This window comes from Pseudomonas sp. IT-P176, assembly GCF_949767245.1.
In the GTDB taxonomy this organism is placed as follows: domain Bacteria; phylum Pseudomonadota; class Gammaproteobacteria; order Pseudomonadales; family Pseudomonadaceae; genus Aquipseudomonas.
Window position 1 is genome coordinate 86,543 of the sequence record NZ_CATKPN010000022.1, and the last position, 23,736, is coordinate 110,278.

Consider the following 23,736-nt stretch of genomic DNA (forward strand, 5'->3'; position numbering starts at 1 on the left):
ATGCAACCGGTCATCAACCCCAAATACCCGGGCCTGGCAGTGCGTGTCGCTGACCAGGGTTTTGCCGCGTACATCTGGGGCAGCGACTTCAGTTTTGAAGTCAGGGCCTATGCCCGCGCCCAACTTGATACACCGGTGGCGGCCTGGCCGCTGCAAACCATCACGCCTTATCGCAAATGCTACGGCATCGACCCCGAGGAGTTCGCCAGTTTCCACGACGCCGCCGACAGTGCGATTTTCATGGCCTTCCTCGATGACCAGCCAGTGGGGCACATCGTGGTCAGCACCAACTGGAACGGCTTCGCCCATATCGATGAGCTGGCGGTGCATGCGCCGGCGCGGCGCCATGGCGTGGCCAAGGCATTGCTCGACGTGGCGCAGTTCTGGAGTCGCAAGAAGAAGTTGCCGGGGATCATGCTGGAAACCCAGAACAACAATCTGGGCGCCTGCCGGCTGTATGAGCGTTGTGGGTATGTGATTGGCGGCATCGATCACCTGCGATATCGCGGTATCGACCCGCAGACGGCGGAAGTGGCGTTGTTCTGGTACCGCCTGTTTGCCGACCCGCTGGAGCACCCGGTCAGCCCGCCAGCATCGCCTCGGCTTGTGCCTTGATAATCTCCAGCAGTGCGCTCAATGCTGGTGTGGCGACAGCATTGTCGAGGGTCAGGGCATACAGGTTGATCGGCACCGCCGGTGACAGTGGGCAGACGTCCAGGCCACCGGCCTTGGCACCCAGGGCGGTAAATGGGTCGACGATGGCCAGGCCTTCGCCGGCCTCGACCATGCTGCGCATCATCTGGTGAGTCTGCACCCGGGTGTGAATCACCGGGGCGGGGCGCAGGGCCTGCAATTTACTGTCGAACAGCGGGCTCAGTGGGTCGTGGCCTTCCAGCCCGACCAATGACTGGCCCGCCAGGTCCTGCACGCCGATGTACTTCTGTCGCGGTTGCAGCCAGCCGTGGGGGGCCAGCAGCTGCAGCTTGCCCTGGGCCAGGAGTTGGCAGTGAATGTCGGCGTGTTCGGGGTCATGCAGGCTCAAGCCGAGGTCGCTTTCGCGCAGCAGCAGGCTCTTGACGATATCGCGGGTGGGTTGGCTGTGCAGCGAGCAGGGCGCATCGGGAAACCGCCGGCGCAGGCTCGCCAGTCCCTGGGGCACCAGTTGCTGGGCCAGGGGCGGAGTGCAGATCACCCGCAACGGCGGGGCCTGGTACTGACGCAGGCTGTCGGCCAGGCGCTGCACGGGCTCGAAGGCTTCATACACGCGGTCGATCTGCACCTGTAGCTGGCGAGCTTCGCGGGTCGCCTGCAGGCGCCCGCGCACGCTGGCAAACAGCATGAAGCCGAGATGATCCTCGGCCTCGCGCAACATCCCCTCGATCGCGGCCACCGGCAATTGCAGCATCTCGGCAGCGGTGCCCAGATGGCTGGTTTGCAGGAGTGCCTGGATCACTTCGATATGGCGTAGACGCATGCGTGAAGTCCATGTTCAGCAGGTGAGGGGTAGTGGCTGAATCCTAACCCAAGTCCGTGACGTTGACTTCAGCTCATGACGGTGGGCTCAAGAGGCGACGTTGGTGTCCGGTTCACGAATGATGGTGACGCCCGATTGCACCAGCACAAATTCGTTGCCGTCGAGTTTGTTGACTCGATCACCGATGGCCAGCTTGTAGGTGGTAACAGGAACGGAGGTGCTGAAACCGTCTGCCGACGGGGTGGAATCCTGGAACTCATGCACCGAATAGACACGGCCTTCCGCGTCTCTTGCATGGAATTGTCCGACGAGTACTGCTGCCATCTGCTTAGAACCTCTGGAGATAAGTCACTCAATTTGCGGTTCTGTAGACCGTCGATAAGCTTGGTAAGTTTTCCTACAGGAAAAAAATAGTGTTTTGCCGCAATAACCGCACAACAACCCCCTGAAATGGCACCGAATCATCTATAACTACAGGCTCCTTTAGCCAGATAGTCGGGAATCTCCAATGAGCAAGGTCTATACGGTTGCTGTCCTGGTGGGTAGCTTGAGAAAACAGTCGATCAATCGCAAGGTCGCGCTGGCGCTGGCCGAACTGGCCCCCGCCAACCTGCGCTTGAACATCGTCGAGATTGGTGATCTGGCGCTTTACAACGAAGACATCGACGTAACCCCGCCGGCAGCCTACAGCACTTTTCGCGATCAGGTGAGCTCATCCGACGCGGTGCTGTTCGTGACCCCGGAATACAACCGCTCGGTACCGGCACCGTTGAAGAACGCCATCGACGTTGGTTCACGGCCCTACGGCAAGAGCGCCTGGAGCGGTAAACCGGGCGCGGTGATCAGCGTTTCACCCGGTGCGGTTGGCGGTTTTGGCGCCAACCACCACCTGCGCCAGTCCCTGGTGTTCCTCGACGTGCCGTGCATGCAACAGCCGGAAGCGTACCTGGGGGGCGCGGGTTCGGCCTTCGATGAGGCGGGCAAGCTCTCGGAAAAGGTCCGGCCGTTCCTGCAAGGCTTCATCGACGCCTACGCCAAGTGGGTCGAGCAACACAAAAAATCCTGAGTGAGCTTTGTAGCAGTTGCCGAAGGCCGCGTGGGGTTGCGCAGCGACCCCACGCGGTATTGCCATATCGAATGAACGTCCTGCGGCCGTTGACGCAGTCTCGCGAGCTCGACAGTTGCACGGGTGAACCCGATTCCCAAAGTCTGTGCTTTACCAGATATTCGAAATTCCATATATTTGCGCCTGGTTAGTCCAGGCGCACTCCCTCCATGTCCCCATCCTGCAATCCCGTCGAAGTATTCAAGGCGCTGGCCGATGACACCCGCAGCCGTATCGCCTTGCTCATCACCCACGAAGGCGAGCTTTGTGTCTGTGAGCTGACTGCGGCGCTGGACCTCAGCCAGCCGAAAATCTCCCGGCACCTGGCGCAATTGCGCAGCAGTGGTCTGCTCGCCGATCGCCGGCAAGGGCAGTGGGTGTATTACCGGGTTCATCCGCAACTTGCGCCCTGGGTCGCCCGGCTGTTGCGCGAAGCCCTGGTCGCCAACGAGGCCTGGTTGGCTGCGGATATCGCGCGGTTGGTGGCGATGCCTGGCCGTCCACAACGTTGCTGCTGATGGCTTTCTCTTTCCCAAACTCGTTGATTGAAGGTTGCTGTGCATGCTGATCGCCTCATTGATTTTTCTGCTGACCATCACCCTGGTGATCTGGCAACCCAAGGGCCTGGGCGTCGGCTGGAGCGCCATGCTCGGCGCGGTGCTGGCCTTGCTCAGTGGCGTGGTGCACTTGAGCGACATCCCCTTGGTCTGGGAAATTATCTGGAATGCCACCGGGACCTTTGTCGCCCTGATCATCATCAGCCTGCTGCTGGATGAAGCCGGTTTTTTTGCCTGGGCGGCCCTGCATGTGGCGCGCTGGGGGCACGGCAGCGGGCGCAAGCTGTTTGCCTATATGGTCTTGCTCGGGGCCCTGGTCTCGGCGCTGTTCGCCAACGACGGTGCCGCGCTGATCCTCACTCCGATCGTCATTTCAATGCTGCTGGCCCTGCGGTTTTCGCCGACGGCGACCCTGGCCTTCGTGATGGGCGCTGGATTTATCGCCGACACCGCCAGCCTGCCGCTGGTGGTGTCGAACCTGGTGAACATTGTCTCGGCCGACTTCTTCCACATTGGCTTCAACCGCTATGCCGCGGTGATGGTGCCGGTCAACCTGGTGGCCGTGGCCGCGACCCTGGCGGTACTGCTGTGGTATTTCCGCCGCGATATCCCGCAGCGTTACGAGCCTGAGCAACTGGCGGAGCCGAAGACCGCGATTCACGACAAGGCCACCTTCTTCGCCGGGTGGGCGGTGCTGGCGATCCTGCTGCTGGGGTGTTTTGCCCTGGAGCCGCTGGGGATTCCCATCAGCGCGATTTCCGCGGTGTGCGCGGCGCTGTTGCTGGCTATCGCTGCCCGTGGGCACAAGATCTCCACGCGCAAGGTGATGAAGGAAGCGCCGTGGCATATTGTGATTTTTTCCCTGGGCATGTACCTGGTGGTCTACGGCCTGCGCAATGCCGGGCTGACCGCCTACCTGGCCGGCTGGCTGGATCTGTTCGCCCAATATGGCGTGTGGGGCGCGGCCATGGGCACCGGGCTGCTGACGGCGCTGCTGTCGTCGCTGATGAACAACCTGCCGACGGTGCTGATCGGTGCCTTGTCGATCGATGCCAGCCAGGCCACCGGGGTGGTCAAGGAGGCAATGATCTACGCCAACGTGATCGGCAGCGACCTGGGACCGAAAATAACCCCGATCGGCAGCCTCGCGACCTTACTCTGGCTGCATGTGCTGCAACGCAAGAATATCCAGATTGGCTGGGGCTACTACTTCAAGGTGGGGATTGTGCTGACGTTGCCGGTGTTGCTGGTGACACTGGCGGCCTTGGCGCTGCGGTTGTCGGTTTAGGACCGCGTTGGCCCTATCGCGGGCAAGCCCGCTCCCACAGTGTTTGGGGTGTTCGCAGGTTTTGCATACACCACCAAACCTGTGGGAGCGGGCTTGCCCGCGATGAGGCCGGCCCAGGCACCGCGTAACTCAGCTCGACCCCGGAACGTTCGGCCACAAATCAGAAACCAGGAACAACCGTTCGGCTTCCTCCCAGTCGCCCTGAGGGTTTTCGCTCAGGCGCACCATCAGCTGTGCCGGCGCCATGGGTTGCAGCTCAGCCAGCCAGGCGTGCAGTTGCTCCGGGCGCCAGGCCTGGTCGGCGCTGTAGTGCGCAGGCGCCAGCCAGGCGTGGCGGGGCAGGTTTACCCAGCGTCCGGGCGGGCGTTGCGCGACAAAGGCCGGCCAGTCCTTCTGGTGCAGCCAGCTGCCGCGCAGGTGTTGCGGGTGGGCACCGGTCGGGGGTTCGGCGTGCCCCGGCCACGGGTACAGCAGATAGCCGCCGAGCCACAACCTGGCACTGAACTCCCCGATATCCAGGGCGGCCAGGGCCGCGCGGCTCTCCGGGCGCGCGGAGATCGGCAGCTGGTGTTGGCTCAGGTGCGCCAGCTTCAGGTCCAGTCGGTCGTGGCAACCGGGGCCCAGCCACTGTGCGGGGTCCTGGCCGTTGCCTTGTTGCGGGCCGAGGTAGAGCTTGATTGCCAACTCCAGGTGATGCACACCGTCGCGGTCGCGCAGCAACATGTCCAGCTCCCCCAGGGTATGACCTTCGCGGCGGATCGGCAGGTTGGCGGCAATCAGTTCGATCCCCGGCGCATGCTGCACGGCAAACTGCCACAGACGTTCGTAATACAGGCCCAGGCGCCGGGTGCGAGCCTGGGACAACCAGTGCAGCAGCGCGTAGCTGTCGCGGTCGAGCTCGCGCAGCCAGCGCTCCAGGCGCTGCGGATCGTCCACCCAGGCGCTGCCGGCCAGCGGATGGCGTTGCGGCCAGGGCGTGGCGCTGAGCATTGGCGGGGCGAGAATCACCCACGCCAGGTCGCGCACTTGCGGGTGGTGCAACTGGTGGGGCAGGGTGAGCAAATCGGGGAACAGGATCATTTTGCGAGCATAGCTTCTAAAGTCCCGGCTGAAAGGATTTTGTCTACGCAGCGCTTTCGCCCATAATCGTGGTTTTCGCCGTCGCAGACCCCCGCAGGAGCCCCATGGAGCAATTTCGCAATATCGGCATTATCGGTCGCCTGGGCAGTTCCCAGGTGCTGGATACCGTTCGCCGACTGAAAAGATTCCTGCTTGACCGGCACTTGCACGTGATTCTCGAAGACACCATCGCCGAAGTCCTGCCCGGCCACGGCCTGCAGACCTCGTCGCGCAAGATGCTTGGCGAAGTCTGCGACATGGTGATTGTGGTCGGCGGTGACGGCAGCCTGCTGGGCGCCGCACGGGCACTGGCGCGACACAACATCCCGGTGCTGGGGATCAACCGCGGCAACCTGGGTTTCCTCACCGACATCCGCCCCGACGAGCTGGAAGTCAAGGTCGCCGAAGTGCTGGACGGCCACTACCTGGTGGAAAACCGCTTCCTGCTCCAGGCCGAAGTGCGCCGCCATGCCGAAGCCATCGGCCAGGGCGATGCCCTTAATGACGTGGTGCTGCACCCCGGCAAGTCGACCCGGATGATCGAGTTCGAGCTGTACATCGACGGCCAGTTCGTCTGCAGCCAGAAAGCCGACGGCCTGATCGTCGCCACACCCACCGGTTCCACGGCCTACGCGCTGTCGGCCGGCGGCCCGATCATGCATCCCAAGCTCGATGCCATTGTGATTGTGCCGATGTACCCCCATACCTTGTCCGGACGGCCGATCGTGGTCGATGGCAACAGCGAGCTGAAAATCGTCGTGTCCAAGGATATGCAGATTTACCCGCAGGTTTCCTGTGATGGGCAGAATCACTTTACCTGCGCCCCCGGCGACACCATCACTATCAGCAAGAAGGCGCAGAAGTTGCGGCTGATCCACCCACTGGACCACAACTACTACGAAGTCTGCCGGACCAAGCTTGGCTGGGGCAGCCGTTTGGGTGGTGGAGGCGACTGATGCTCGATCCCGCGCGTAGCTACGACCTGATCGGTGACGTGCACGGTTGCGCTCATACCCTTGAGCATCTGCTGGACCGACTCGGGTACCACAAGCTGGGTGGCGTGTGGCGTCATCCATCGCGCATGGCGGTGTTCCTGGGCGATGTCATCGACCGTGGCCCGCGCATCCGCGAGGCGCTGCACCTGGTGCACGACATGGTCGAGGCAGGCCAGGCGCTGTGCATCATGGGCAACCACGAGTTCAACGCGCTGGGCTGGAGCACACCGGCACCACCGGGCAGCGGCAAGCAGTACGTGCGCGAGCACACCCCGCGCCATGCCCGGCTGATCGATGAAACCCTGAGCCAGTTTGCCCACCACCCCGCAGACTGGCACGACTTCCTCGAATGGTTCTACGAGATGCCGCTGTTTGTCGACGCCGGGCGTTTCCGGGTAGTGCATGCCTGCTGGGACGGTGGCTTGATCGACCTGCTGCGCCGCCAGCACCCTGACGGCTGCGTGGATGAACACTTCGTCCAGGCCGCGGCGGTCAGCGGCAGCTTTGCCTGCATGGCCTTCGACCGCCTGTTGCGCGGCACCGACATGCGCCTGCCCCACGGCTTGACCATGACCAGCGGCGATGGCCTGACGCGTTCGTTCTTCCGTACCAAATTCTGGGAAGACAACCCGCAGACCTACGGCGACATCGTGTTCCAGCCGGACGCCTTGCCCGAACCCGTGGCCCAGACCCCGCTGACCCCAGTGGAAAAAGACACCCTGCTGCGCTATGGCGTCGACGAGCCGTTGTTGTTCGTCGGCCACTACTGGCGCAGCGGCAAACCAGCGCCCATCCGCCAGAACCTGGCGTGCCTGGACTACAGCGCAGTGCTGTACGGCAAGCTGGTTGCCTATCGACTTGACCAGGAAACCCGACTCGACCCGAGCAAATTCGTCTGGGTCGATGTCGAACGGCCGGAGGCCCTGCAATGAGTGCTGTTGCTGTATTACGTCTGCCCCTGACTGTGGACCTCAGTGGTTTTGTCAAACTGCTGCAACGTATGCAGGTGCCCCATCGAGTCAGCGAGGAGGCGGGACAGCAGGTGCTCTGGGTGCCGCACGCCGTCAGCGAAGACGTGCGCGCGCTGTACCAACGGTTTCCAGCAGGTGATCCCGATCAGCAATTGGACTTGCCGCCCGCGGCGAAATCCCAGCGTCCGGGTTTTATTGCGCAACTGCGCGCCAGCCCCATGACCGCCTTGGTGCTGCTGCTGACGCTGATCGTCGGCGCTATCACCTTGCTGGGGACCAACCTCGATACGATGCGCTGGTTCACCTTCCTGCAGTTTCGCGTGGTGGGCGAGTACATCCACTTCACCCCCCTGGCCGACAGCCTGGCGGCGGGGCAGTGGTGGCGCCTGGTGACGCCGATGCTGATCCACTTCGGTTTCCTGCACGTGGCCATGAACGGCATGTGGTACTGGGAACTGGGACGGCGCATCGAAGCGCGCCAGGGTGGCATCAACCTGTTGGGCCTGACCCTGCTGTTCAGCCTGGTGTCGAACTACGCCCAGTATTTTTACGGCGGTCCGGGGCTGTTCGGCGGCCTGTCCGGAGTGCTGTACGGCCTGCTTGGGCACTGCTGGATCTACCAATGGCTGGCGCCGAACCCGGCTTATCGCCTGCCGCGTGGCGTGCTGGTGATGATGCTGGTGTGGCTGGTGCTCTGTCTGTCGGGGCTGATCTCGCTGATCGGTTTCGGCGAAATCGCCAATGCGGCCCACGTCGGCGGGTTACTCGTCGGCTGCGCCACCGGTTTGTTGGGCGGCTTGTACAGTCGTCGTAAAACAGCCCTCTAATCTGTTTAGTAAATGAAGAGCACGGAGACCCTGATGTCCTCTTTTAGCGAAATGATCAACAACATCACCCCCGAGATCTACCAGAGCCTGAAACTGGCAGTGGAGATCGGCAAGTGGTCCGACGGCGGCAAACTCACCGCCGAGCAGCGTGAACTGTCGTTGCAGGCAATGATTGCCTGGGAAGTGCAGAACCTGCCCGAAGACCAGCGCACCGGCTACATGGGCCCGCAGGAATGCAGCTCCAAGTCGATCGAAGTGCCGAATATCCTGTTCAAGTCGGATGCCATCCATTGATCGAGATTGGCCGCGGTGCAATCAGTAAAATGTCGGCGCGCCTCGACGCGTCGGCGGTGCAATACGCTTTTCGCCTGGGCGATACCGAGGTGCCGGTCAACCCGCTGATCGGCAGCACGCTGCGCCTGGAGTTCCTGGGGGCGATCCACTGCAGCCATTGTGGACGCAAGACCAAGACCAGCTTCAGCCAGGGATACTGCTACCCGTGCATGACCAAGCTGGCGCAGTGCGACGTCTGCATCATGAGCCCGGAACGCTGTCACTACGACGCCGGCACCTGCCGCGACCCGGGCTGGGGCGAGCAGTTCTGCATGACCGATCACATTGTGTATCTGTCCAACTCATCCGGGGTCAAGGTCGGGATCACCCGCGCCACCCAGTTGCCGACCCGCTGGATCGACCAGGGCGCCCGCCAGGCACTGCCGATCATGCGGGTGTCGACCCGTCAGCAATCGGGGTTCGTCGAAGACCTGTTCCGCAGCCAGGTGGCCGACAAGACCAACTGGCGCGCCTTGCTCAAAGGCGAAGCGCCCGCGGTCGACCTGGCCGCGGTTCGCGATCAACTGTTTGCCAGCTGTGCCGAAGGCCTGCAAGGCTTGCAGGCGCGTTTTGGCTTGCAGGCGATCCAACCGGTGACCGATGTCGAGCCGCTGGAGATCCATTACCCGGTGCAACAATACCCGGCGAAGATTGTCAGTTTTAACCTGGACAAGAACCCGATTGCCGAAGGCACGCTGATGGGGATCAAGGGCCAGTACCTGATCTTCGACACCGGCGTGATCAATATTCGTAAATACACGGCCTACCAGCTCGCCGTGCATCAGTAGAAGGATTCGAGCCATGCGCACCGAACAACCGAAGATGATTTACCTGAAGGACTATCAGGCGCCTGAGTACCTGATCGACGAGACGCACCTGACCTTCGAGTTGTTCGAGGACCACAGCCTGGTCCATGCGCAACTGGTGATGCGCCGCAACCCGGCCCAAGGCGCCGGCCTGCCGCCGCTGGTGCTCGACGGCCAGCAGCTGGAACTGCTGTCGGTGGCCCTGGGCGATAACACGCTGACGCCGGCCGACTATCAGTTGAGCGACAGCCACCTGACCCTGCACCCGACCAGCGCCAGCTTCACGGTCGATACCAGCGTGCGCATCCACCCGCAAACCAACACCGCCCTGGAAGGCCTGTACAAATCCAGCGGCATGTTCTGCACCCAGTGCGAGGCCGAGGGTTTTCGCAAGATCACCTACTACCTCGACCGCCCGGACGTGATGAGCAAGTTCACCACCACCGTCAGCGCCGAGCAGCACAGCTATCCGGTGCTGCTGTCCAACGGCAACCCGATTGCCTCAGGCCCAGGCGAAGACGGCCGGCACTGGGCGACCTGGGAAGACCCGTTCATGAAACCGGCCTACCTGTTCGCCCTGGTGGCCGGTGACCTGTGGTGCGTCGAAGACACCTTCACCACCATGACCCAACGCAGCGTGGCCCTGCGCATCTATGTCGAGCCGGAAAACATCGACAAGTGCCAGCACGCCATGAACAGCCTGAAGAAGTCCATGCGCTGGGACGAAGAAGTCTACGGTCGCGAGTACGACCTGGACATCTTCATGATCGTCGCGGTCAACGACTTCAACATGGGTGCCATGGAGAACAAGGGTCTCAACATCTTCAACTCCAGTTGCGTGCTGGCCCGTGCCGAAACCGCCACCGATGCCGCTCACCAGCGGGTCGAAGCGGTGGTCGCCCACGAGTACTTCCACAACTGGTCGGGCAACCGCGTGACGTGCCGCGACTGGTTCCAGTTGTCGCTCAAGGAAGGTTTCACGGTGTTCCGCGATGCCGAGTTCTCCGCTGACATGCATTCGCGCACCGTCAAGCGGATCGAGGACGTCGCCTACCTGCGCACCCATCAGTTCGCCGAGGATGCCGGCCCCATGGCGCATGCCGTGCGCCCGGACAGCTTCATCGAGATTTCCAACTTCTACACCCTGACGGTCTACGAGAAGGGCTCGGAAGTGGTGCGCATGATCCGCACCTTGCTCGGCAACGAAGGGTTCCGCAAAGGCAGCGACCTATACTTCGAGCGCCATGATGGTCAGGCCGTGACCTGCGATGACTTCATCAAGGCCATGGAAGACGCCAACGGCGTCGACCTGACCCAGTTCAAGCGCTGGTACAGCCAGGCCGGTACGCCGCGTCTGGCGGTCAGCGAGTCGTACGACGCCTCCGCCCGGACCTACAGCCTGACCGTGCGCCAGAGCTGCCCGGAAACCCCGGACAAGGTGCAGAAACTGCCGTTCGTGATTCCCCTGGAACTGGGTCTGCTGGACCGCCAGGGCGCGGCGATTGCCCTGCGCCTGAGCGGCGAAGCGGCGGCCAGTGGCACCTCCCGTGTGCTGTCGGTGACCGAAGCGGAACAGACCTTCACCTTCCTCGACATCGCCGAACACCCACTGCCGTCCTTGCTGCGCGGTTTCTCGGCACCGGTGAAACTGAGCTTCCCGTACAACCGCGACCAATTGATGTTCCTGATGCAGCACGACAGCGACGGCTTCAACCGTTGGGAAGCCGGCCAGCAACTGTCGGTGCAAGTGCTCCAGGAACTGATCGGCCAGCACCAGGCGGGGCAGGCACTGGCCCTCGACCAGCGTTTGATCGAAGCGCTGCGCAGCGTGCTCGCCGATCCGGGCCTGGACCAGGCCATGGTTGCCGAAATGCTCTCGCTGCCGAGTGAAGCCTACCTGACCGAAATCAGCGAAGTGGCGGACGTCGAGGCAATTCATGCCGCCCGTGAATTTGCTCGCAAACAACTGGCCGAGCAACTGTTCGAAGGGTTGTGGCTGCGTTACCAGGCCAATCGCGAGCTGTCCCGGCAGACACCGTACCTCGCTGAGGCCGAGCACTTTGCCCGGCGCAGCCTGCAGAACATCGCCTTGTCCTACCTGATGCTCAGCGCCAAGCCTGAAGTCCTGGCCGCGACCCTCGAGCAGTTCGAGGCCTGCGACAACATGACCGAGCGCCTGACGGCGTTGGCGGTGCTGGTCAATTCGCCGTTCGAGGCCGAGAGGGCCAAGGCCCTGGCGAGCTTCGCCGAGCACTTCAAGGACAATCCGCTGGTCATGGACCAGTGGTTCAGCGTTCAGGCTGGCAGCGGCCTGCCGGGTGGCTTGCAGCGCGTGCGGCAACTGATGGAGCACCCGGCGTTCAACCTCAGGAACCCGAACAAGGTCCGGGCGCTGGTGGGGGCGTTCGCCGGGCAGAACCTGATCAACTTCCACGCCGCCGACGGCTCGGGCTATCGCTTCCTCGCCGACCTGGTGATCGAGCTCAACGGCTTCAACCCGCAGATCGCCTCGCGCCAACTGGCGCCGTTGACCCGCTGGCGCAAATACGACAGCGCCCGCCAGGCGCTGATGAAAGCTGAACTGGAACGCATCCGCACCTCGGGCGAGCTGTCCAGCGATGTCTTCGAGGTGGTCAGCAAAAGCCTGGCTTAGGTAGGAGCGGGTGCCCGCTTGCGGTTTCCTATTCAACATCGATGGCGCTTGACCCACCGCCATCGCGAGCAAGCTCGCTCCCACAGGTTTGCTGTATGTGATGCAAAATCTGCGAACAGCAGAATCTACTGTAGGAGCGGGCGCCCGCTTGCGGCCTGCTCGCGAAAAACGTCAACGATAACGCGTGTATTCAGTATAAACGCGACGCCTTTGAGTTCTTCGCGAGCAGGCTCGCTCCCACAAATATCTAAAGGCCACCTTCGTGGCCTTTTTTCATCATGCGCACGAATGCCTTGCCATTCAGCGCCTACCCTTACTCCCCAAGTTAACAAAACATAACGTGGCGTCGATTGTCAGACGATTCTAAAGCTGGATAGGATAGGCCAGCTTCCGAGAAGGGGCTCTAGATTGCAGGTTTCAGCTCAACGCTGAATCCGGTCATCCGGTAGCACGCCCCGCACGGCGCCCTGAAAGGTTGAACGACCTAACAATAATAATGGGGGAAAGGTCTATGAGTGAGCCTGTCATGGGTGTGGGTATTGGCCGCCCGCCGGCACTACGCAGATTCGCGTTGCTGGCTACAGCGCTCTCGCTGTTGGGCAGCGCGGTCCTGTCGGCACCGGCCCTGGCGAATGCCACGCCAGCCGTCGATACGGTCTATTCCATTGAATCGGTCAAGTCCGCCAAGGGCTTGATGCTGGATGTCGTGCATGCCGGCAAACGGCTGATCGCGGTTGGTGACCGCGGGCACATTCTCTATTCCGATGACCAGGGCAGCACCTGGACCCAGGCCAAGGTGCCTTCGCGGCAGTTGCTGACCTCGGTGTTCTTCATCGATGACCAGCATGGCTGGGCCGTCGGTCACGATGCGCAGATCCTCGCCAGCGCCGACGGCGGTGTGACCTGGACCAAGCAGTTCGAAGACCTCAAGCGCGAAGCGCCGTTGCTCGACGTCTGGTTCAAGGACGCCAGCAACGGCTTTGCCGTGGGTGCCTATGGTGCGCTACTGGAAACCACCGACGCCGGGAAAACCTGGGAAGACGTCAGTGACCGCCTCGACAACGAAGATCAGTACCACCTCAACGCCATTGCCGCGGTCAAGGATGCCGGCCTGTTCATCGTCGGAGAGCAGGGCAGCATGTTCCGCTCCGCCGACTGGGGCCAGACCTGGGAACGGGTCGAAGGCCCGTACGAGGGTTCGCTGTTCGGGGTCATCGGCACCGCCCAGCCATCGACGCTGCTGGCCTACGGCTTGCGCGGCAACCTGTTCCGCTCCAGCGATTTTGGCAGCAGCTGGGAGCCGGTCGAGCTCAAGGCCGCGCGCGGCGCCCTGGAATTCGGCCTGTCTGGCGCGACCTTGCTCGAGGATGGCTCGATCGTGATCGTCGGCAACGGCGGCAGCGTGGTGCGCAGCAATGACGACGGGCAGACCTTCAGTGTGTTCAATCGCCCAGACCGGATTTCGGTGGCGGGCGTCACGGCGGCAGGCAACGGCAATTTGATTTTGGTCGGACAGGGCGGCGTTCGCGCCACTTCGCCAACCGGTGCAGAACTGAATAAATGAGCCGGGCAAATAATAAGAAGGCGGAGAAATGACATCCATGAGCAGTCATCATCAAGACAAGGCGACGTTTCTCGAGCGCCTGATTTTCAACAACCGCCCGGCAGTCATCGTGATCTGCCTGCTGGTGAGCATTTTCCTGTTCTGGCAGGCGACGCTGATCCGGCCTTCCACCAGCTTCGAAAAAATGATCCCGCTGCAGCATCCGTTCATTGAAAAAATGATGGAGCATCGCAACGACCTGGCGAACCTGGGCAACACCGTGCGGATTTCGGTGGAGGCCACCAACGGTGACATCTTCTCCAAGGAGTACATGGAGACCCTGCGCCAGATCAACGACGAGGTGTTCTACATCTCCGGCGTCGATCGCTCGGGCCTGAAGTCGCTGTGGAGTCCCAGCGTACGCTGGACCGAAGTGACCGAGGAGGGCTTTGCCGGCGGTGAAGTGATCCCGCAGAGCTACAACGGCTCGGCCGACAGCCTCGAACTGCTGCGCAACAACGTGCTCAAGTCCGGCCAGGTCGGGCGGCTGGTGTCCAACGACTTCAAGTCGAGCATCGTCGACATTCCGCTGCTGGAGTCCTACCCGGACCCGCAAGACCAGGGCAAGCTGCTGGCGCTGGACTACCAGAAGTTCTCCCACGAACTTGAAGACAAGATCCGCAATAAGTTCGAGCAACAGAACCCCAACATCAAGATCCACATCGTCGGTTTTGCCAAGAAGGTCGGTGACCTGATCGATGGCCTGATCATGGTGGTGCTGTTCTTCGGCGTGGCCTTTGTCATCACCCTGGTCCTGCTGTTGTGGTTCACCAACTGCGTGCGCAGCACCATCGCCGTACTGAGTACCACCCTGGTGGCGGTGATCTGGCAACTGGGCTTGATGCATGCGTTCGGCTTCGGCCTGGATCCGTACTCGATGCTGGTGCCGTTCCTGATCTTCGCCATCGGTATTTCCCACGGCGTGCAGAAAATCAACGGTATCGCCCTGCAATCCAGCGAGGCCGACAACGCGCTGACCGCAGCCCGGCGTACCTTCCGCCAGCTGTTCCTGCCGGGCATGATCGCGATCCTGGCGGACGCGGTGGGCTTCATTACCTTGCTGATCATCGACATCGGGGTGATTCGCGAGCTGGCCATCGGCGCCTCCATCGGCGTGGCGGTGATCGTGTTCACCAACCTGATCCTGTTGCCGGTGGCGATTTCCTACGTCGGCATCAGCAAGCGTGCTATCGCCAAAAGCAAGAAAGACGCGACCCGCGAACACCCGTTCTGGCGCCTGCTGTCGAACTTCGCCAGCTCCAAAGTCGCGCCGGTGTCGATCCTGATCGCCCTGATCGCCTTCGGTGGCGGCCTGTGGTACAGCAAAAACCTGAAAATCGGTGACCTCGACCAGGGCGCACCGGAGCTGCGTCCGGACTCGCGCTACAACAAGGACAACAACTTCATCATCAACAACTATTCCACCAGCTCCGACGTACTGGTGGTGATGGTCAAGACCAAGTCCGAAGGCTGCTCGCGCTACGAGGCCATGGCACCGATCGATGAGCTGATGTGGAAAATGCAGAACACCGAGGGCGTGCAGTCGGCGATTTCCCTGGTGACCGTGTCCAAGCAGATGATCAAGGGCATGAACGAGGGCAACCTGAAATGGGAAACCCTGTCGCGTAACCCTGACGTGCTGAACAACTCCATCGCCCGCGCCGACGGCCTGTACAACAACAGTTGCTCCCTGGCGCCGGTGCTGGTGTTCCTCAACGACCACAAGGCCGAAACCCTCGACCGTGCGGTACATGCGGTGCAGGAGTTTGCCAAGGAAAACAACAAGGATGGCCTGGAGTTCATCCTTGCCGCCGGTAACGCCGGGATCGAGGCGGCCACCAACGAGGTGATCAAGGAGTCGGAGCTGACCATCCTGATCCTGGTCTACATCTGTGTAGCCACCATGTGCATGATCACCTTCCGCTCCTGGGCGGCGACCTTGTGCATCGTCCTGCCGCTGGTCCTGACCTCTGTGCTGGGCAACGCCCTGATGGCCTTCATGGGCATCGGCGTGAAGGTTGCGACCTTGCCGGTGGTGGCGCTCGGGGTGGGGATTGGCGTGGACTACGGCATCTACATCTACAGCCGCCTGGAAAGCTTCCTGCGTGCCGGTCTGCCATTGCAGGAGGCTTACTACCAGACGCTGAAATCCACCGGCAAGGCGGTGCTGTTCACCGGCCTGTGCCTGGCCATCGGCGTGTGCACCTGGATCTTCTCGGCAATCAAGTTCCAGGCCGACATGGGCCTGATGCTGACCTTCATGCTGCTGTGGAACATGTTCGGCGCCCTGTGGCTGTTGCCGGCCCTGGCGCGGTTCCTGATCAAACCGGAGAAACTGGCAGGGCAGAAGGGTAATTCGCTGTTTGCCCACTGATCCTGACCTGAAGTGAAAGAACCGCAGCCCCAGGGTTGCGGTTTTTTTTTGCCGGTTCGCTGCGCTGTCGGGCTCACGGCCGCTATCATTGCGCCTTTCAACTTGATGATTGATCGCCATGACTGCTGCAACCGATACCTTGCTCACCATTCTCGAAACCTGCGACATGCTGGAAATCGATGGCCTGCACGCCTTCGACTTCTCGTTGGACGAGGAGGATCAGTTGCACATCGAGTGCATGGATGGCCGCGCGGCCAAGCATTGGGTGTTCAGCCTGGCCCAGGTGCAGGCGGCCGTGTTCGACGCCGACCTGCAGAGCTGGACCCTGAGCGGCGATGCCGGTGAGCACCGCCTGGTGTGCATGAGCGCGTTCAGTGGCAGCAATGATGAAGGCGAAGACCATGGCGATGCGTAACCTCTGGCCGCTCCTGGTGGCCAGCAGCTTCGCCGCGATGGGGGTGCAGGCCGCTCCCGTCGAGCCCCATGAACTGTTGATTGGCAGCTACACCCAAGGCCAGAGCCAGGGCATCTATCGCCTGCAGTTCGACAGCCGCAGCGGCCAGCTCGACGCCACGCCGTTGCAAGTGTTCCAGAGCGCCAACCCTTCGTGGCTGACCTTGTCCCGCGATCAGCGGCAACTGTTCGTGGTCAACGAGAATGGCCCCGGACAAGCTGACGTGGTCGGACGCGTCAGCAGCCTGGCGATCGACCCGAAGACCCGCCAACTGAGCTTGATCAACCAGGTACAGAGCCTGGGCAACGAGCCGACTCATTCGAGCCTCAGCGCCGATGGCCAGTACCTGTTCGTCAGCAACTACTCGGTAGCGGCCGACCCGGGTGGCAGCCTGGCGGTCTTGCCGGTCAGCCGCGAGGGCCGGTTGTCGCCACCCGTGCAACTGAGCAGCCATCCGGCGAGCCGGGTCAACCCCGAGCGCCAGATGTCGGCCCACGTGCATTCGACGGTGTCGTCACCGGACGGTCGGTTCGTGTTTTCCAATGACCTGGGGGCCGACCAGGTGTTTGTCTATCGCTACGACCCCAAGGCTAATCCGGAGCACCCGCTGACGGCCGCCACGCCGGCCTCGGTGCAGTTGCCACCAGGCAGCGGGCCACGGCACCTGCTGTTCGCCGCCGATGGCAAGCATGCCTACCTGAGCATGGAGATGAGCGCGCAAGTCGCGGTGTTCGACTACCAGGATGGCACGCTGACCCAGCGCCAACTGGTGGACCTGGCAGCCGGGCAGCCAGCGGCGAAAAAAGCCGCAGCCGCGTTGCATGCCTCTGCCGATGGCAAGTTCCTCTACGTCAGCAACCGCGGTACGGCCAACGAGCTGCTGGTGTTTGCCATCGACCCGAGCACGGGTGAGCTCAAGGAGCTGCAACGGCGTTCGGTGGAAGGCGATCATCCCCGCGAGTTCAGCCTCGATCCGAGTGGCCGGTTTGTGTTGGTGGCCAACCAGAAAAGTAACCAGATCGTCGTCATCGAGCGTGATGGACACAGCGGCCTGCTGGGTAAAACCGTGCAGAAGCTGGCGTTCGATGCGCCCAGCGATCTCAAGTTCCTGTCCCGCCCGTAAGCGTGAGGCCCCGCCTGGCGGGGCTTGCACCGTTGTATTAATCGCAGTGATATCGGCTACTGATACAAAAGATTTCAAGCGCGCCAACCCTCGGGCGTAAGTTTGCTTCACGGCCTACACAGGCAAGCAAGCCAACTGCACACGAGGGTTACCGCCATGAACTTCAATCTCTTCTCCGTCATCGCCGCGTCCGCCATCTCAGCCAGCGTCGTGCTGCCAGCCAATGCCAGCGTCGAGATCAACGACAAAAGAACCGGCACCCAGACCTACACCCAGAAATACCTGCAACAGAGCGCCAATTTCTATGCGGCGCTGGATCACAAAGTCCAGCATTGATCTGCCAGGCACCAAGTGTGACACCATCAATGGTGCCTGTTCCGCCGCCATCGCGAGCGGGTCGCTCCCACGGGTTTGCAAAATCACTGTGGGAGCGGGCTTGCCCGCGATGAGGCCGGCATAGCCAACATCAATGGTGCCTGATTCAGTGGTATCAGTGATGCTCGGGTTGCTTGGCCATGATCGCCGTGAACAACGGCGACTCGATCATCCCCGTAAGCCACACCTGCAACTGCGTATACGGTAGCTGCGCGAAGCCGTCGCGGTCGACGTGGGCGAACTGGCGGATAAAGGGCATCAGGGCAATGTCGGCCAGGCTTGGGTGATCGGCCACTAAATAGCGCTGCTGTTGCAGCAAGCCATCGAGCTTGCGCAGGAACACTTCGCCCTCGGCGCGGTAGTGCTCCCTGGAATGCTCCGGGTAGCGCTCGGCGTACTTGTAGCGATTGAGGCTGACCTTGAACACCTGGTCGTTTTCTTCGATCAGCGCCGCCGTCAGTGATTGAGCGACAGGGTTGCCCTTGAGCAACCAGTCCTCGGGATCGTTCTGCGCCAGCGCCCAGGCCATGATCTGCAGGCTTTCGTCGATCACTCGGCCATCGGTACTCAGTACCGGCACCGTGCCCTTGCTTGAAAGCGCGAGCATCTCCGGCGGCTTGGCCTTGAGGCTGACTTCGACGATGGCCAATGGCACCGCGCTATAGCGCAGCGCCATGCGTGCCCGCATGGCGTAGGGGCAGCGGCGGAAGGAATACAGCCGGTTCATTTCACCTCCAGGGTGCTCAGTCCGTTGCCTTGGCGACGCACCTGAATCTGCACCGGAATCCGCTCGTGCATTTCCTGCACGTGGGAAATCACCCCCACCTTGCGTCCCTGGGCCTGCAGGCCGTCGAGGGCGTCCATCGCCAGTTGCAGCGACTCCGGATCGAGACTGCCAAAACCTTCGTCGATGAACAGCGACTCGATTTTCAAGGTGCTCGAAGCCATCGAGGCCAGGCCCAGGGCTAGCGCCAGCGAGACCAGGAAGGTTTCCCCGCCGGACAATGAATGCACCGAACGCAGTTCGTCGCCCATCTCGGTGTCCATCACCAGCAGGCCGAGCATGCTGCCGCCGCGCTTGAGCCGGTAGCGCCGCACCAGTTGGCGCAATTGCACGTTGGCGTGATGCACCAGCAGGTCGAGGTTGTAGGCCTGGGCGATCTTGCGGAAAGTGTCGCCGGTGGCCGAGCCGATCAAGGCATTGAGCCGGGCCCAGCGCTGCCACTCCAGATACGCCTGGCTGATGCGTTGCGCCAGCGCCTGGTTGGCATCCTGGCGTCGTTGATCCTCGGCCTGTTGTGCGCGCAACTCGGCGCATTGTTGTTCGCTGATGGTGGCCTGTGCTTGCAGATCGCCCAGGGCCGCGGCCAGTTGTTCGCCGTCCAGGTAAGCGTTGTGCTGGGCCTGATGTTCGTGCAGGCGCTGCTCGCGTTCCTGCAGCAAGACCTTGGCTTGCTCGATCGCGGTTTCGCTGCGTTGCAACTGTTGGCGCAACTGGCTGACCTGTTCGTCGCTGTAACCCAGCAACTGCGCAAGGCCTGCGTCGTCGAGTTCGGGGTGCAGGGCACGCCATTCGGCGACGTTGCTCTGCAGTGCTTGGCGTTCGCTGTCCAGCGCCTGCTGGCGCTGTTGCTGGGCCTTGAGTTCGGCTGCCAGCTGGATGAGCTGGCTATGCACTTCCTGCAGTTGCTGGCTGGCCGTGGCTTGTGCCTGGCGTGACAGTTCGAGCGCTTGCTCCAGTTGTGTTTGCCAGGCTTCGGCACTCGGCTGTTCACCCAGCAGCGCACTGAGTTGCTGTTGGGCGCCGTGCAGCTGTGCGCTGAGCAGGGCGTGCTGCTGTTGCGCGGCCTCGGTCTGTTGCAGCCGGGTCAGTTGGCGGTCTTGTTCCATTTCCAGGCTTGGCTGGCGTTGCTGCTGCTCGTCCAGTTCTTCACGCTGGCGCGCCAGTTGCTCCAGGCGCTGGGCCACCTGTTGGTCGAGCTGGAGGAAGGTCGCCGCAGGTTCATGGCGCAGGCCTTCAAGGATGGCGCTCGGGAGCAGGTTGGCGAAAGCGGCAAGCTCTTCGTCCAGGCGTAGGCGGTCGTTGCCCAGCTCGCGCTGCTGCAGGGTCAGCTGTTGCGCCGCCTGCTGGCTGGCCTGTTCGGCGGCCTGCAGTTGCTGCGCCAGGCGCGCGGCGTCCTGTTGCAGGGTGAGCAGGGCGCCCTGGCGCTGTTCGTCCTGGCTGAGGTTCTGGTTCAACTGAGTGTTTTGCTGGGCCAGCCAGGCTTCGCGGCGACCAGGATCCTGCGCCAGCAACTGGGCTGCCAGCGGATGGGCTTCCAGGCTCGGGGCCAGGCTCTGCTGCTGGGTGAGCAGGTTTTCCTGCTGTTGCAGCAGCTCTTTTTGCTGGGCGATCACGCCGCCGACTTCGGCGCGCAGTTCGGCGAGGGTTTCCTTGAGCAGGTCGACGGCTTTCTGGGCGCTGGCCTGTTCGTTTTCATCGTGTCGGCCCAGGCTTTGCAACAAGGCCTCGGGCTGGTGATAGGGGTGCTCGACACTGCCGCAGACCGGGCATGGCTGATCGTCCTGCAACTGCCCGCGTAACTCCTCGACACTGGCGCTGCGGGCCAGGCGTTGGCGCTCCAGCAGCGCTTGGGTTACGGTCAGTGTCTGCTCGGCCACGGTCAGCTCGGCCTTGGTTTGAACGCCTTCGCGGGTCAGGCGTTCGCGTTCGCCCTGGGCACTGTGCAGGCGCTGTTGCAGGGCTTGCCCGCGATTGTCCAGCTCCTGTTGGTTGGCCCACAGCCGCGTCAGCTCTTCCACCGCCCGCAGTTGCTTGCGGTTGTCTTGCAGCAGGCTGCCGAGAATCTGGATCTGCTCGGCGACTGCCTGAGGTTCGACGTCGGCTTCGCTGTACAGCACCTGTAGCAGCTGACGCTGCTCCTCCAGGCGGCTGGCGCTGGTGCTCGCCTGATGTTGCAGCCCCTGCAGTTCCGCCTCGCCTTGTTTCAGGCGATTGCCCACCAGCATCAGTTGCTGCAAGCGCTCGCGGTGCAGGTTCCAGGCATCGCTGACCGGCGCCCACTGCAGGCTTTGCTCCAACTGGCTGGCGATGCTGACCAGGCGCTCGGCCACGCGCTGTTGTTGTTCGAGCATCTGTGTGATGGCTTGCTGGCCTTGCAGGCTTGCCTGTTCGGCGCTCTGCTTGAGCTCCGCCGAGGCGCTGATGGCCTGGGTCAGTCGCGCCAGGTTGCCTTGTTCTTCGAATGCCTGACGCAGCAGCGGAACATTGTTGGTGTGCTGCTGTTGCGCCTGAATCAGTGCCGCCTTGGCCGACTCCAGGCTCAGTTCCAGCTGTGCCTGACGGGCCAGTTGTTCGGCCTGTTGGGCGCTGTGGTGCTGGATCGATGCGGCCAAGGGGCTCAACTGCGCATCTAGCTCGGCCTGGCGGGCAAACTGGTGGCGTTGCGGGGCCAGGTGCTCCAGGCGCTTGAGGTTCAGCCGTGCGTCCGCCAGGGCATCCCAGGCGTGCTGGGCTTGTTGCAGTTGCTCGGCGCCCGCCAGTTGCTGGTCCTGGATCTGCTGCAGTTCCTTGAGCCAGGTGTGCTGCAGTTCCAGCTGCTTGAGCTGCGCCTGCTGGGTCTTGAGCTGCTGCTGGGCCTGACTGAAACGCTGGTCGAGTTCGGCGCGGGCCTCGGGCTCCAGGGGGGTGACGCCGCTGGCCTGGTCCTGCAGCTGTTTGTGCAGCTCGCGGGTTTCCTTGCTCTTGTCGAAGGCGCGTTTGCCCAGACGGGTGTAGAGCGCGGTGTCGGTGAGTTTTTCCAGCAGTTCGCTACGGTCGTTGTCGTCGGCCTTGAGGAAGGCGCTGAATTCGCTCTGGGCGAGCATCACCGCCCGGGTGAACTGTTCGAAGTTCAGGCCCAGTACCGCTTCGAGCTGGGTCTTGTATTCACCTTTCTGGCTGGCCAGCAGTTGATCGGTGTCCAGGTCGCGCAGGCTTTGGCGGCTGGCCTGCAGTTTGCCGTTGGCTTTTTCCCGGGCGCGGTTGGCTTCCCAGCGCGCGCGGTAGCGCCGGCCATCAATGCCGAGGAAGTCGACCTCGGCGTAACCGTCGCCGGTGCCGCGGCGCAGCAGGGTGCGTGGATCGCCGGTGGCGATTTCGCCGTCGGCGTCCGGGACCTTGGCGTCACGCCCGGTGTTGTTGAGTCGCGGTACGGCGCCAAACAGGGCCAGGCACAAGGCGTCGAGCAGGGTACTTTTGCCGGCGCCGGTGGGGCCGGTGATCGCAAACAGGCCGGCACTGGCCAGCGGTTCGGCGCTGAAGTCGATCTCGAACGGCCCGGCCAGCGAGGCCAGGTTCTTCAGGCGGATGGCGAGGATCTTCATGGCTGTTCGCTCTCCTGCTGAACGTCTTGCAGCAGTTGCGCAAAATCGCTGAGGGTCTGTTCGTCGACGGCGCTGCCGTAATTATCCAGCCAGGCGCGACTGAACAGCTCCTGGGGCGTCAGTTGGTCCAGTTCGATCAAGGTGTCGCCCTCATCGCTGCCGCCCCCCGCGCCGCTGCCGGCGTATTCGGCGGCGATCCGCACCAGGCGCACGGCTTTGCCTTGCAAGGCGTTTTCCACCTGTTGACGCAGGTCCGGTTGCGGCTCGTCAAGGCGCACCCGTACCTCCAGCCAGGGCTGGCGCTGGACATCGGCCAGCAGGTCGATGTCGGGCAGTGCTGCCAGTTGGCCGAGGATCTCGGCCAACGGTGCCGGGCCCATGCGTTGCAGGTTGACTGCCCGCGGAATCAGGCGCGGCTCGACGCTGACCAGGGTCGAGCCGTCAAGACGCACGTCGAGGATCTGGTGCTGGTAGCCAATTTCGGAAAACGACAAGGGGATGGGTGAACCGCAGTAGCGAATGCGCTCCTCGCCGTTGACCTTCTGCGGCTTGTGCAGGTGGCCGAGGGCGACGTAGCTGATGCTCGGGCCAAACAGGCTGGCGGGCAGGGCTTCGGCGTTGCCGATGATCAGGCTGCGCTCGGAGTCCTCGGACACCGAGCCGCCGGCCATGTGCGCATGACTGATGGCGATCAGCGCCTGGCCCGGCTGGCGCTTGGCGTTGGCGGCTGCGATCAGCCACTCATGCACCTGGCCGATGCCGCGCAGGTAGTTGTCGCCCAGGTGGGCGCCGGTGACTTCGGCAGGGCGCAGAAATGGCAGTGCCAGGCACCAGCCGGCGATCTCGCCCGAGGCGTCGGGCAGCGGGATCAGCAAACGTTCGGCATCCAGTTGCCCGTCATCGAGCCACAGCACTCGGCCCAGGGCGTGGGTGCGCAGGCGGCGCATCAGCGGCGCGGGCAGTTCGATCCGGGAGCCGGAATCGTGGTTGCCGGCGATCATCACGATGCTCAGCGCGGGCTGTTGTTCGTGGGCACTGACGATGAAGTCGTACAGGCGTTCCTGGGCTTTGACCGGTGGGTTGACCGTGTCGAAGATATCGCCAGCGATCAGCAGCACGTCGGGCTTTTCCTGCCCCAGTTGACGCAGCAGCCAGTCGAGGAAACAACCGTGTTCGTAGTCGCGTTCCTGGCCATGCAGGTTTTGCCCAAGGTGCCAGTCGGAGGTGTGAAACAGACGCAAGGCAAACTCCGCTCATTCTGAAAGAGGTGGACTGTGTAGGGGCAACGCTTGCTGGCGATAACGTTCTTTGGGA

21 protein-coding genes are annotated in these 23,736 nt (G+C 62.5%); 15 read left to right on the forward strand and 6 right to left on the reverse strand.

Features of this window, described 5'->3' with window-relative positions; all coding sequences use genetic code 11:
* Nucleotides 1–615: a GNAT family N-acetyltransferase gene (locus ACM6IP_RS01385; protein WP_095168825.1), complete on the forward strand. Its 615-nt coding sequence runs from the start codon at nt 1–3 to the stop codon at nt 613–615.
* Here the strand turns inward: ACM6IP_RS01385 and ACM6IP_RS01390 are convergent.
* Together ACM6IP_RS01390 and ACM6IP_RS01395 are read right to left on the reverse strand one after the other, a co-directional pair.
* A complete protein-coding gene (locus ACM6IP_RS01390) occupies nt 581–1,474 on the reverse strand; it encodes a LysR substrate-binding domain-containing protein (protein ID WP_401128868.1) in 894 nt (297 codons plus the stop codon). The genes ACM6IP_RS01385 and ACM6IP_RS01390 overlap by 35 nt on opposite strands.
* Nucleotides 1,475–1,561: 87 nt before the next feature.
* Nucleotides 1,562–1,798, reverse strand: coding sequence for a hypothetical protein (locus ACM6IP_RS01395; protein ID WP_320334469.1), 237 nt, complete (start codon nt 1,796–1,798; stop codon nt 1,562–1,564).
* A 184-nt stretch (nt 1,799–1,982) separates the two neighbouring features.
* Between ACM6IP_RS01395 and ACM6IP_RS01400 the strand changes: the two genes are divergently transcribed.
* The 3 genes from ACM6IP_RS01400 to ACM6IP_RS01410 all read left to right on the forward strand — a co-directional run bounded on the left by ACM6IP_RS01400 (nt 1,983) and on the right by ACM6IP_RS01410 (nt 4,424).
* Complete coding sequence (locus ACM6IP_RS01400; protein WP_095168822.1) at nt 1,983–2,540, forward strand: NADPH-dependent FMN reductase; 558 nt, start codon at nt 1,983–1,985, stop codon at nt 2,538–2,540.
* 209 nt (nt 2,541–2,749) lie between these two features.
* Nucleotides 2,750–3,097 carry a metalloregulator ArsR/SmtB family transcription factor gene (locus ACM6IP_RS01405; protein ID WP_095168821.1) on the forward strand — a complete coding sequence of 116 codons (348 nt, stop codon included), beginning with the start codon at nt 2,750–2,752 and terminating at the stop codon, nt 3,095–3,097.
* Nucleotides 3,098–3,140: 43 nt separating this feature from the next.
* Nucleotides 3,141–4,424, forward strand: a complete 1,284-nt coding sequence (locus ACM6IP_RS01410) for an arsenic transporter (protein WP_320334470.1) — start codon at nt 3,141–3,143, stop codon at nt 4,422–4,424.
* A gap of 129 nt (nt 4,425–4,553) precedes the next feature.
* On the opposite strand, the gene ACM6IP_RS01415 is transcribed toward ACM6IP_RS01410, so the two are convergent.
* Nucleotides 4,554–5,504: a DUF1853 family protein gene (locus ACM6IP_RS01415; RefSeq protein WP_414860776.1), complete on the reverse strand. Its 951-nt coding sequence runs from the start codon at nt 5,502–5,504 to the stop codon at nt 4,554–4,556.
* Nucleotides 5,505–5,608: 104 nt separating this feature from the next.
* Here ACM6IP_RS01415 and ACM6IP_RS01420 point away from each other — a divergent pair, with 104 nt between their 5' ends.
* The 11 genes from ACM6IP_RS01420 to ACM6IP_RS01470 all read left to right on the forward strand — a co-directional run bounded on the left by ACM6IP_RS01420 (nt 5,609) and on the right by ACM6IP_RS01470 (nt 18,018).
* On the forward strand, nt 5,609–6,499 hold the full coding sequence (locus ACM6IP_RS01420; protein WP_095168818.1) for an NAD(+) kinase: 891 nt from the start codon (nt 5,609–5,611) through the stop codon (nt 6,497–6,499).
* A complete protein-coding gene (locus tag ACM6IP_RS01425; RefSeq protein WP_414860805.1) occupies nt 6,496–7,470 on the forward strand; it encodes a metallophosphoesterase in 975 nt (324 codons plus the stop codon). The genes ACM6IP_RS01420 and ACM6IP_RS01425 overlap by 4 nt, the downstream gene beginning before the upstream one ends.
* Nucleotides 7,467–8,336: a rhomboid family intramembrane serine protease gene (locus ACM6IP_RS01430; protein WP_095168816.1), complete on the forward strand. Its 870-nt coding sequence runs from the start codon at nt 7,467–7,469 to the stop codon at nt 8,334–8,336. Before ACM6IP_RS01425 ends, ACM6IP_RS01430 begins: the two co-directional genes overlap by 4 nt.
* 33 nt (nt 8,337–8,369) lie before the next feature.
* Nucleotides 8,370–8,630, forward strand: coding sequence for a YeaC family protein (locus ACM6IP_RS01435; RefSeq protein WP_095168815.1), 261 nt, complete (start codon nt 8,370–8,372; stop codon nt 8,628–8,630).
* Nucleotides 8,627–9,457 carry a DUF2797 domain-containing protein gene (locus tag ACM6IP_RS01440; protein WP_159995793.1) on the forward strand — a complete coding sequence of 277 codons (831 nt, stop codon included), beginning with the start codon at nt 8,627–8,629 and terminating at the stop codon, nt 9,455–9,457. Before ACM6IP_RS01435 ends, ACM6IP_RS01440 begins: the two co-directional genes overlap by 4 nt.
* Nucleotides 9,458–9,470: 13 nt before the next feature.
* Nucleotides 9,471–12,128, forward strand: a complete 2,658-nt coding sequence (gene pepN / locus ACM6IP_RS01445; protein ID WP_414860777.1) for an aminopeptidase N — start codon at nt 9,471–9,473, stop codon at nt 12,126–12,128.
* A 511-nt stretch (nt 12,129–12,639) separates the two neighbouring features.
* Nucleotides 12,640–13,692: a WD40/YVTN/BNR-like repeat-containing protein gene (locus tag ACM6IP_RS01450; protein WP_414860778.1), complete on the forward strand. Its 1,053-nt coding sequence runs from the start codon at nt 12,640–12,642 to the stop codon at nt 13,690–13,692.
* Nucleotides 13,693–13,729: 37 nt separating this feature from the next.
* Nucleotides 13,730–16,105 (forward strand): efflux RND transporter permease subunit, encoded by a 2,376-nt coding sequence (locus ACM6IP_RS01455; RefSeq protein WP_371917593.1) that lies wholly within the window; start codon nt 13,730–13,732, stop codon nt 16,103–16,105.
* A gap of 118 nt (nt 16,106–16,223) precedes the next feature.
* Nucleotides 16,224–16,520, forward strand: a complete 297-nt coding sequence (locus ACM6IP_RS01460; RefSeq protein ID WP_095168810.1) for a DUF5629 family protein — start codon at nt 16,224–16,226, stop codon at nt 16,518–16,520.
* Nucleotides 16,507–17,682: a lactonase family protein gene (locus ACM6IP_RS01465; protein WP_177440649.1), complete on the forward strand. Its 1,176-nt coding sequence runs from the start codon at nt 16,507–16,509 to the stop codon at nt 17,680–17,682. The genes ACM6IP_RS01460 and ACM6IP_RS01465 overlap by 14 nt, the downstream gene beginning before the upstream one ends.
* Nucleotides 17,683–17,838: 156 nt before the next feature.
* Entirely contained in the window at nt 17,839–18,018 is a 180-nt protein-coding gene (locus tag ACM6IP_RS01470) for a hypothetical protein (RefSeq protein ID WP_095168809.1), read from the forward strand.
* Between the two features lie 154 nt (nt 18,019–18,172).
* On the opposite strand, the gene ACM6IP_RS01475 is transcribed toward ACM6IP_RS01470, so the two are convergent.
* Genes ACM6IP_RS01475 through ACM6IP_RS01485 form a run of 3 tightly spaced genes read right to left on the reverse strand, consistent with a single transcriptional unit; the run spans nt 18,173 to nt 23,663 of the window.
* On the reverse strand, nt 18,173–18,784 hold the full coding sequence (locus ACM6IP_RS01475) for a glutathione S-transferase (protein WP_414860779.1): 612 nt from the start codon (nt 18,782–18,784) through the stop codon (nt 18,173–18,175).
* The gene (locus tag ACM6IP_RS01480; RefSeq protein ID WP_414860780.1) at nt 18,781–22,422 is read right to left on the reverse strand and encodes an AAA family ATPase; all 3,642 of its coding nucleotides are present in this window, start codon (nt 22,420–22,422) and stop codon (nt 18,781–18,783) included. Before ACM6IP_RS01480 ends, ACM6IP_RS01475 begins: the two co-directional genes overlap by 4 nt.
* Nucleotides 22,419–23,663: an exonuclease SbcCD subunit D C-terminal domain-containing protein gene (locus ACM6IP_RS01485; protein ID WP_401128898.1), complete on the reverse strand. Its 1,245-nt coding sequence runs from the start codon at nt 23,661–23,663 to the stop codon at nt 22,419–22,421. The genes ACM6IP_RS01480 and ACM6IP_RS01485 overlap by 4 nt, the downstream gene beginning before the upstream one ends.
* Between the last annotated feature and the right edge of the window lie 73 nt (nt 23,664–23,736).

Coding starts and splice junctions, on each gene's coding strand:
- ACM6IP_RS01385 (WP_095168825.1), top strand. CDS start 1: ATGCAACCGGTCATCAACCCCAAATACCCGGGCCTGGCAGTGCGTGTC.
- ACM6IP_RS01390 (WP_401128868.1), bottom strand. CDS start 1,474: ATGCGTCTACGCCATATCGAAGTGATCCAGGCACTCCTGCAAACCAGC.
- ACM6IP_RS01395 (WP_320334469.1), bottom strand. CDS start 1,798: ATGGCAGCAGTACTCGTCGGACAATTCCATGCAAGAGACGCGGAAGGC.
- ACM6IP_RS01400 (WP_095168822.1), top strand. CDS start 1,983: ATGAGCAAGGTCTATACGGTTGCTGTCCTGGTGGGTAGCTTGAGAAAA.
- ACM6IP_RS01405 (WP_095168821.1), top strand. CDS start 2,750: ATGTCCCCATCCTGCAATCCCGTCGAAGTATTCAAGGCGCTGGCCGAT.
- ACM6IP_RS01410 (WP_320334470.1), top strand. CDS start 3,141: ATGCTGATCGCCTCATTGATTTTTCTGCTGACCATCACCCTGGTGATC.
- ACM6IP_RS01415 (WP_414860776.1), bottom strand. CDS start 5,504: ATGATCCTGTTCCCCGATTTGCTCACCCTGCCCCACCAGTTGCACCAC.
- ACM6IP_RS01420 (WP_095168818.1), top strand. CDS start 5,609: ATGGAGCAATTTCGCAATATCGGCATTATCGGTCGCCTGGGCAGTTCC.
- ACM6IP_RS01430 (WP_095168816.1), top strand. CDS start 7,467: ATGAGTGCTGTTGCTGTATTACGTCTGCCCCTGACTGTGGACCTCAGT.
- ACM6IP_RS01435 (WP_095168815.1), top strand. CDS start 8,370: ATGTCCTCTTTTAGCGAAATGATCAACAACATCACCCCCGAGATCTAC.
- pepN (WP_414860777.1), top strand. CDS start 9,471: ATGCGCACCGAACAACCGAAGATGATTTACCTGAAGGACTATCAGGCG.
- ACM6IP_RS01450 (WP_414860778.1), top strand. CDS start 12,640: ATGAGTGAGCCTGTCATGGGTGTGGGTATTGGCCGCCCGCCGGCACTA.
- ACM6IP_RS01455 (WP_371917593.1), top strand. CDS start 13,730: ATGAGCAGTCATCATCAAGACAAGGCGACGTTTCTCGAGCGCCTGATT.
- ACM6IP_RS01460 (WP_095168810.1), top strand. CDS start 16,224: ATGACTGCTGCAACCGATACCTTGCTCACCATTCTCGAAACCTGCGAC.
- ACM6IP_RS01465 (WP_177440649.1), top strand. CDS start 16,507: ATGGCGATGCGTAACCTCTGGCCGCTCCTGGTGGCCAGCAGCTTCGCC.
- ACM6IP_RS01470 (WP_095168809.1), top strand. CDS start 17,839: ATGAACTTCAATCTCTTCTCCGTCATCGCCGCGTCCGCCATCTCAGCC.
- ACM6IP_RS01475 (WP_414860779.1), bottom strand. CDS start 18,784: ATGAACCGGCTGTATTCCTTCCGCCGCTGCCCCTACGCCATGCGGGCA.
- ACM6IP_RS01480 (WP_414860780.1), bottom strand. CDS start 22,422: ATGAAGATCCTCGCCATCCGCCTGAAGAACCTGGCCTCGCTGGCCGGG.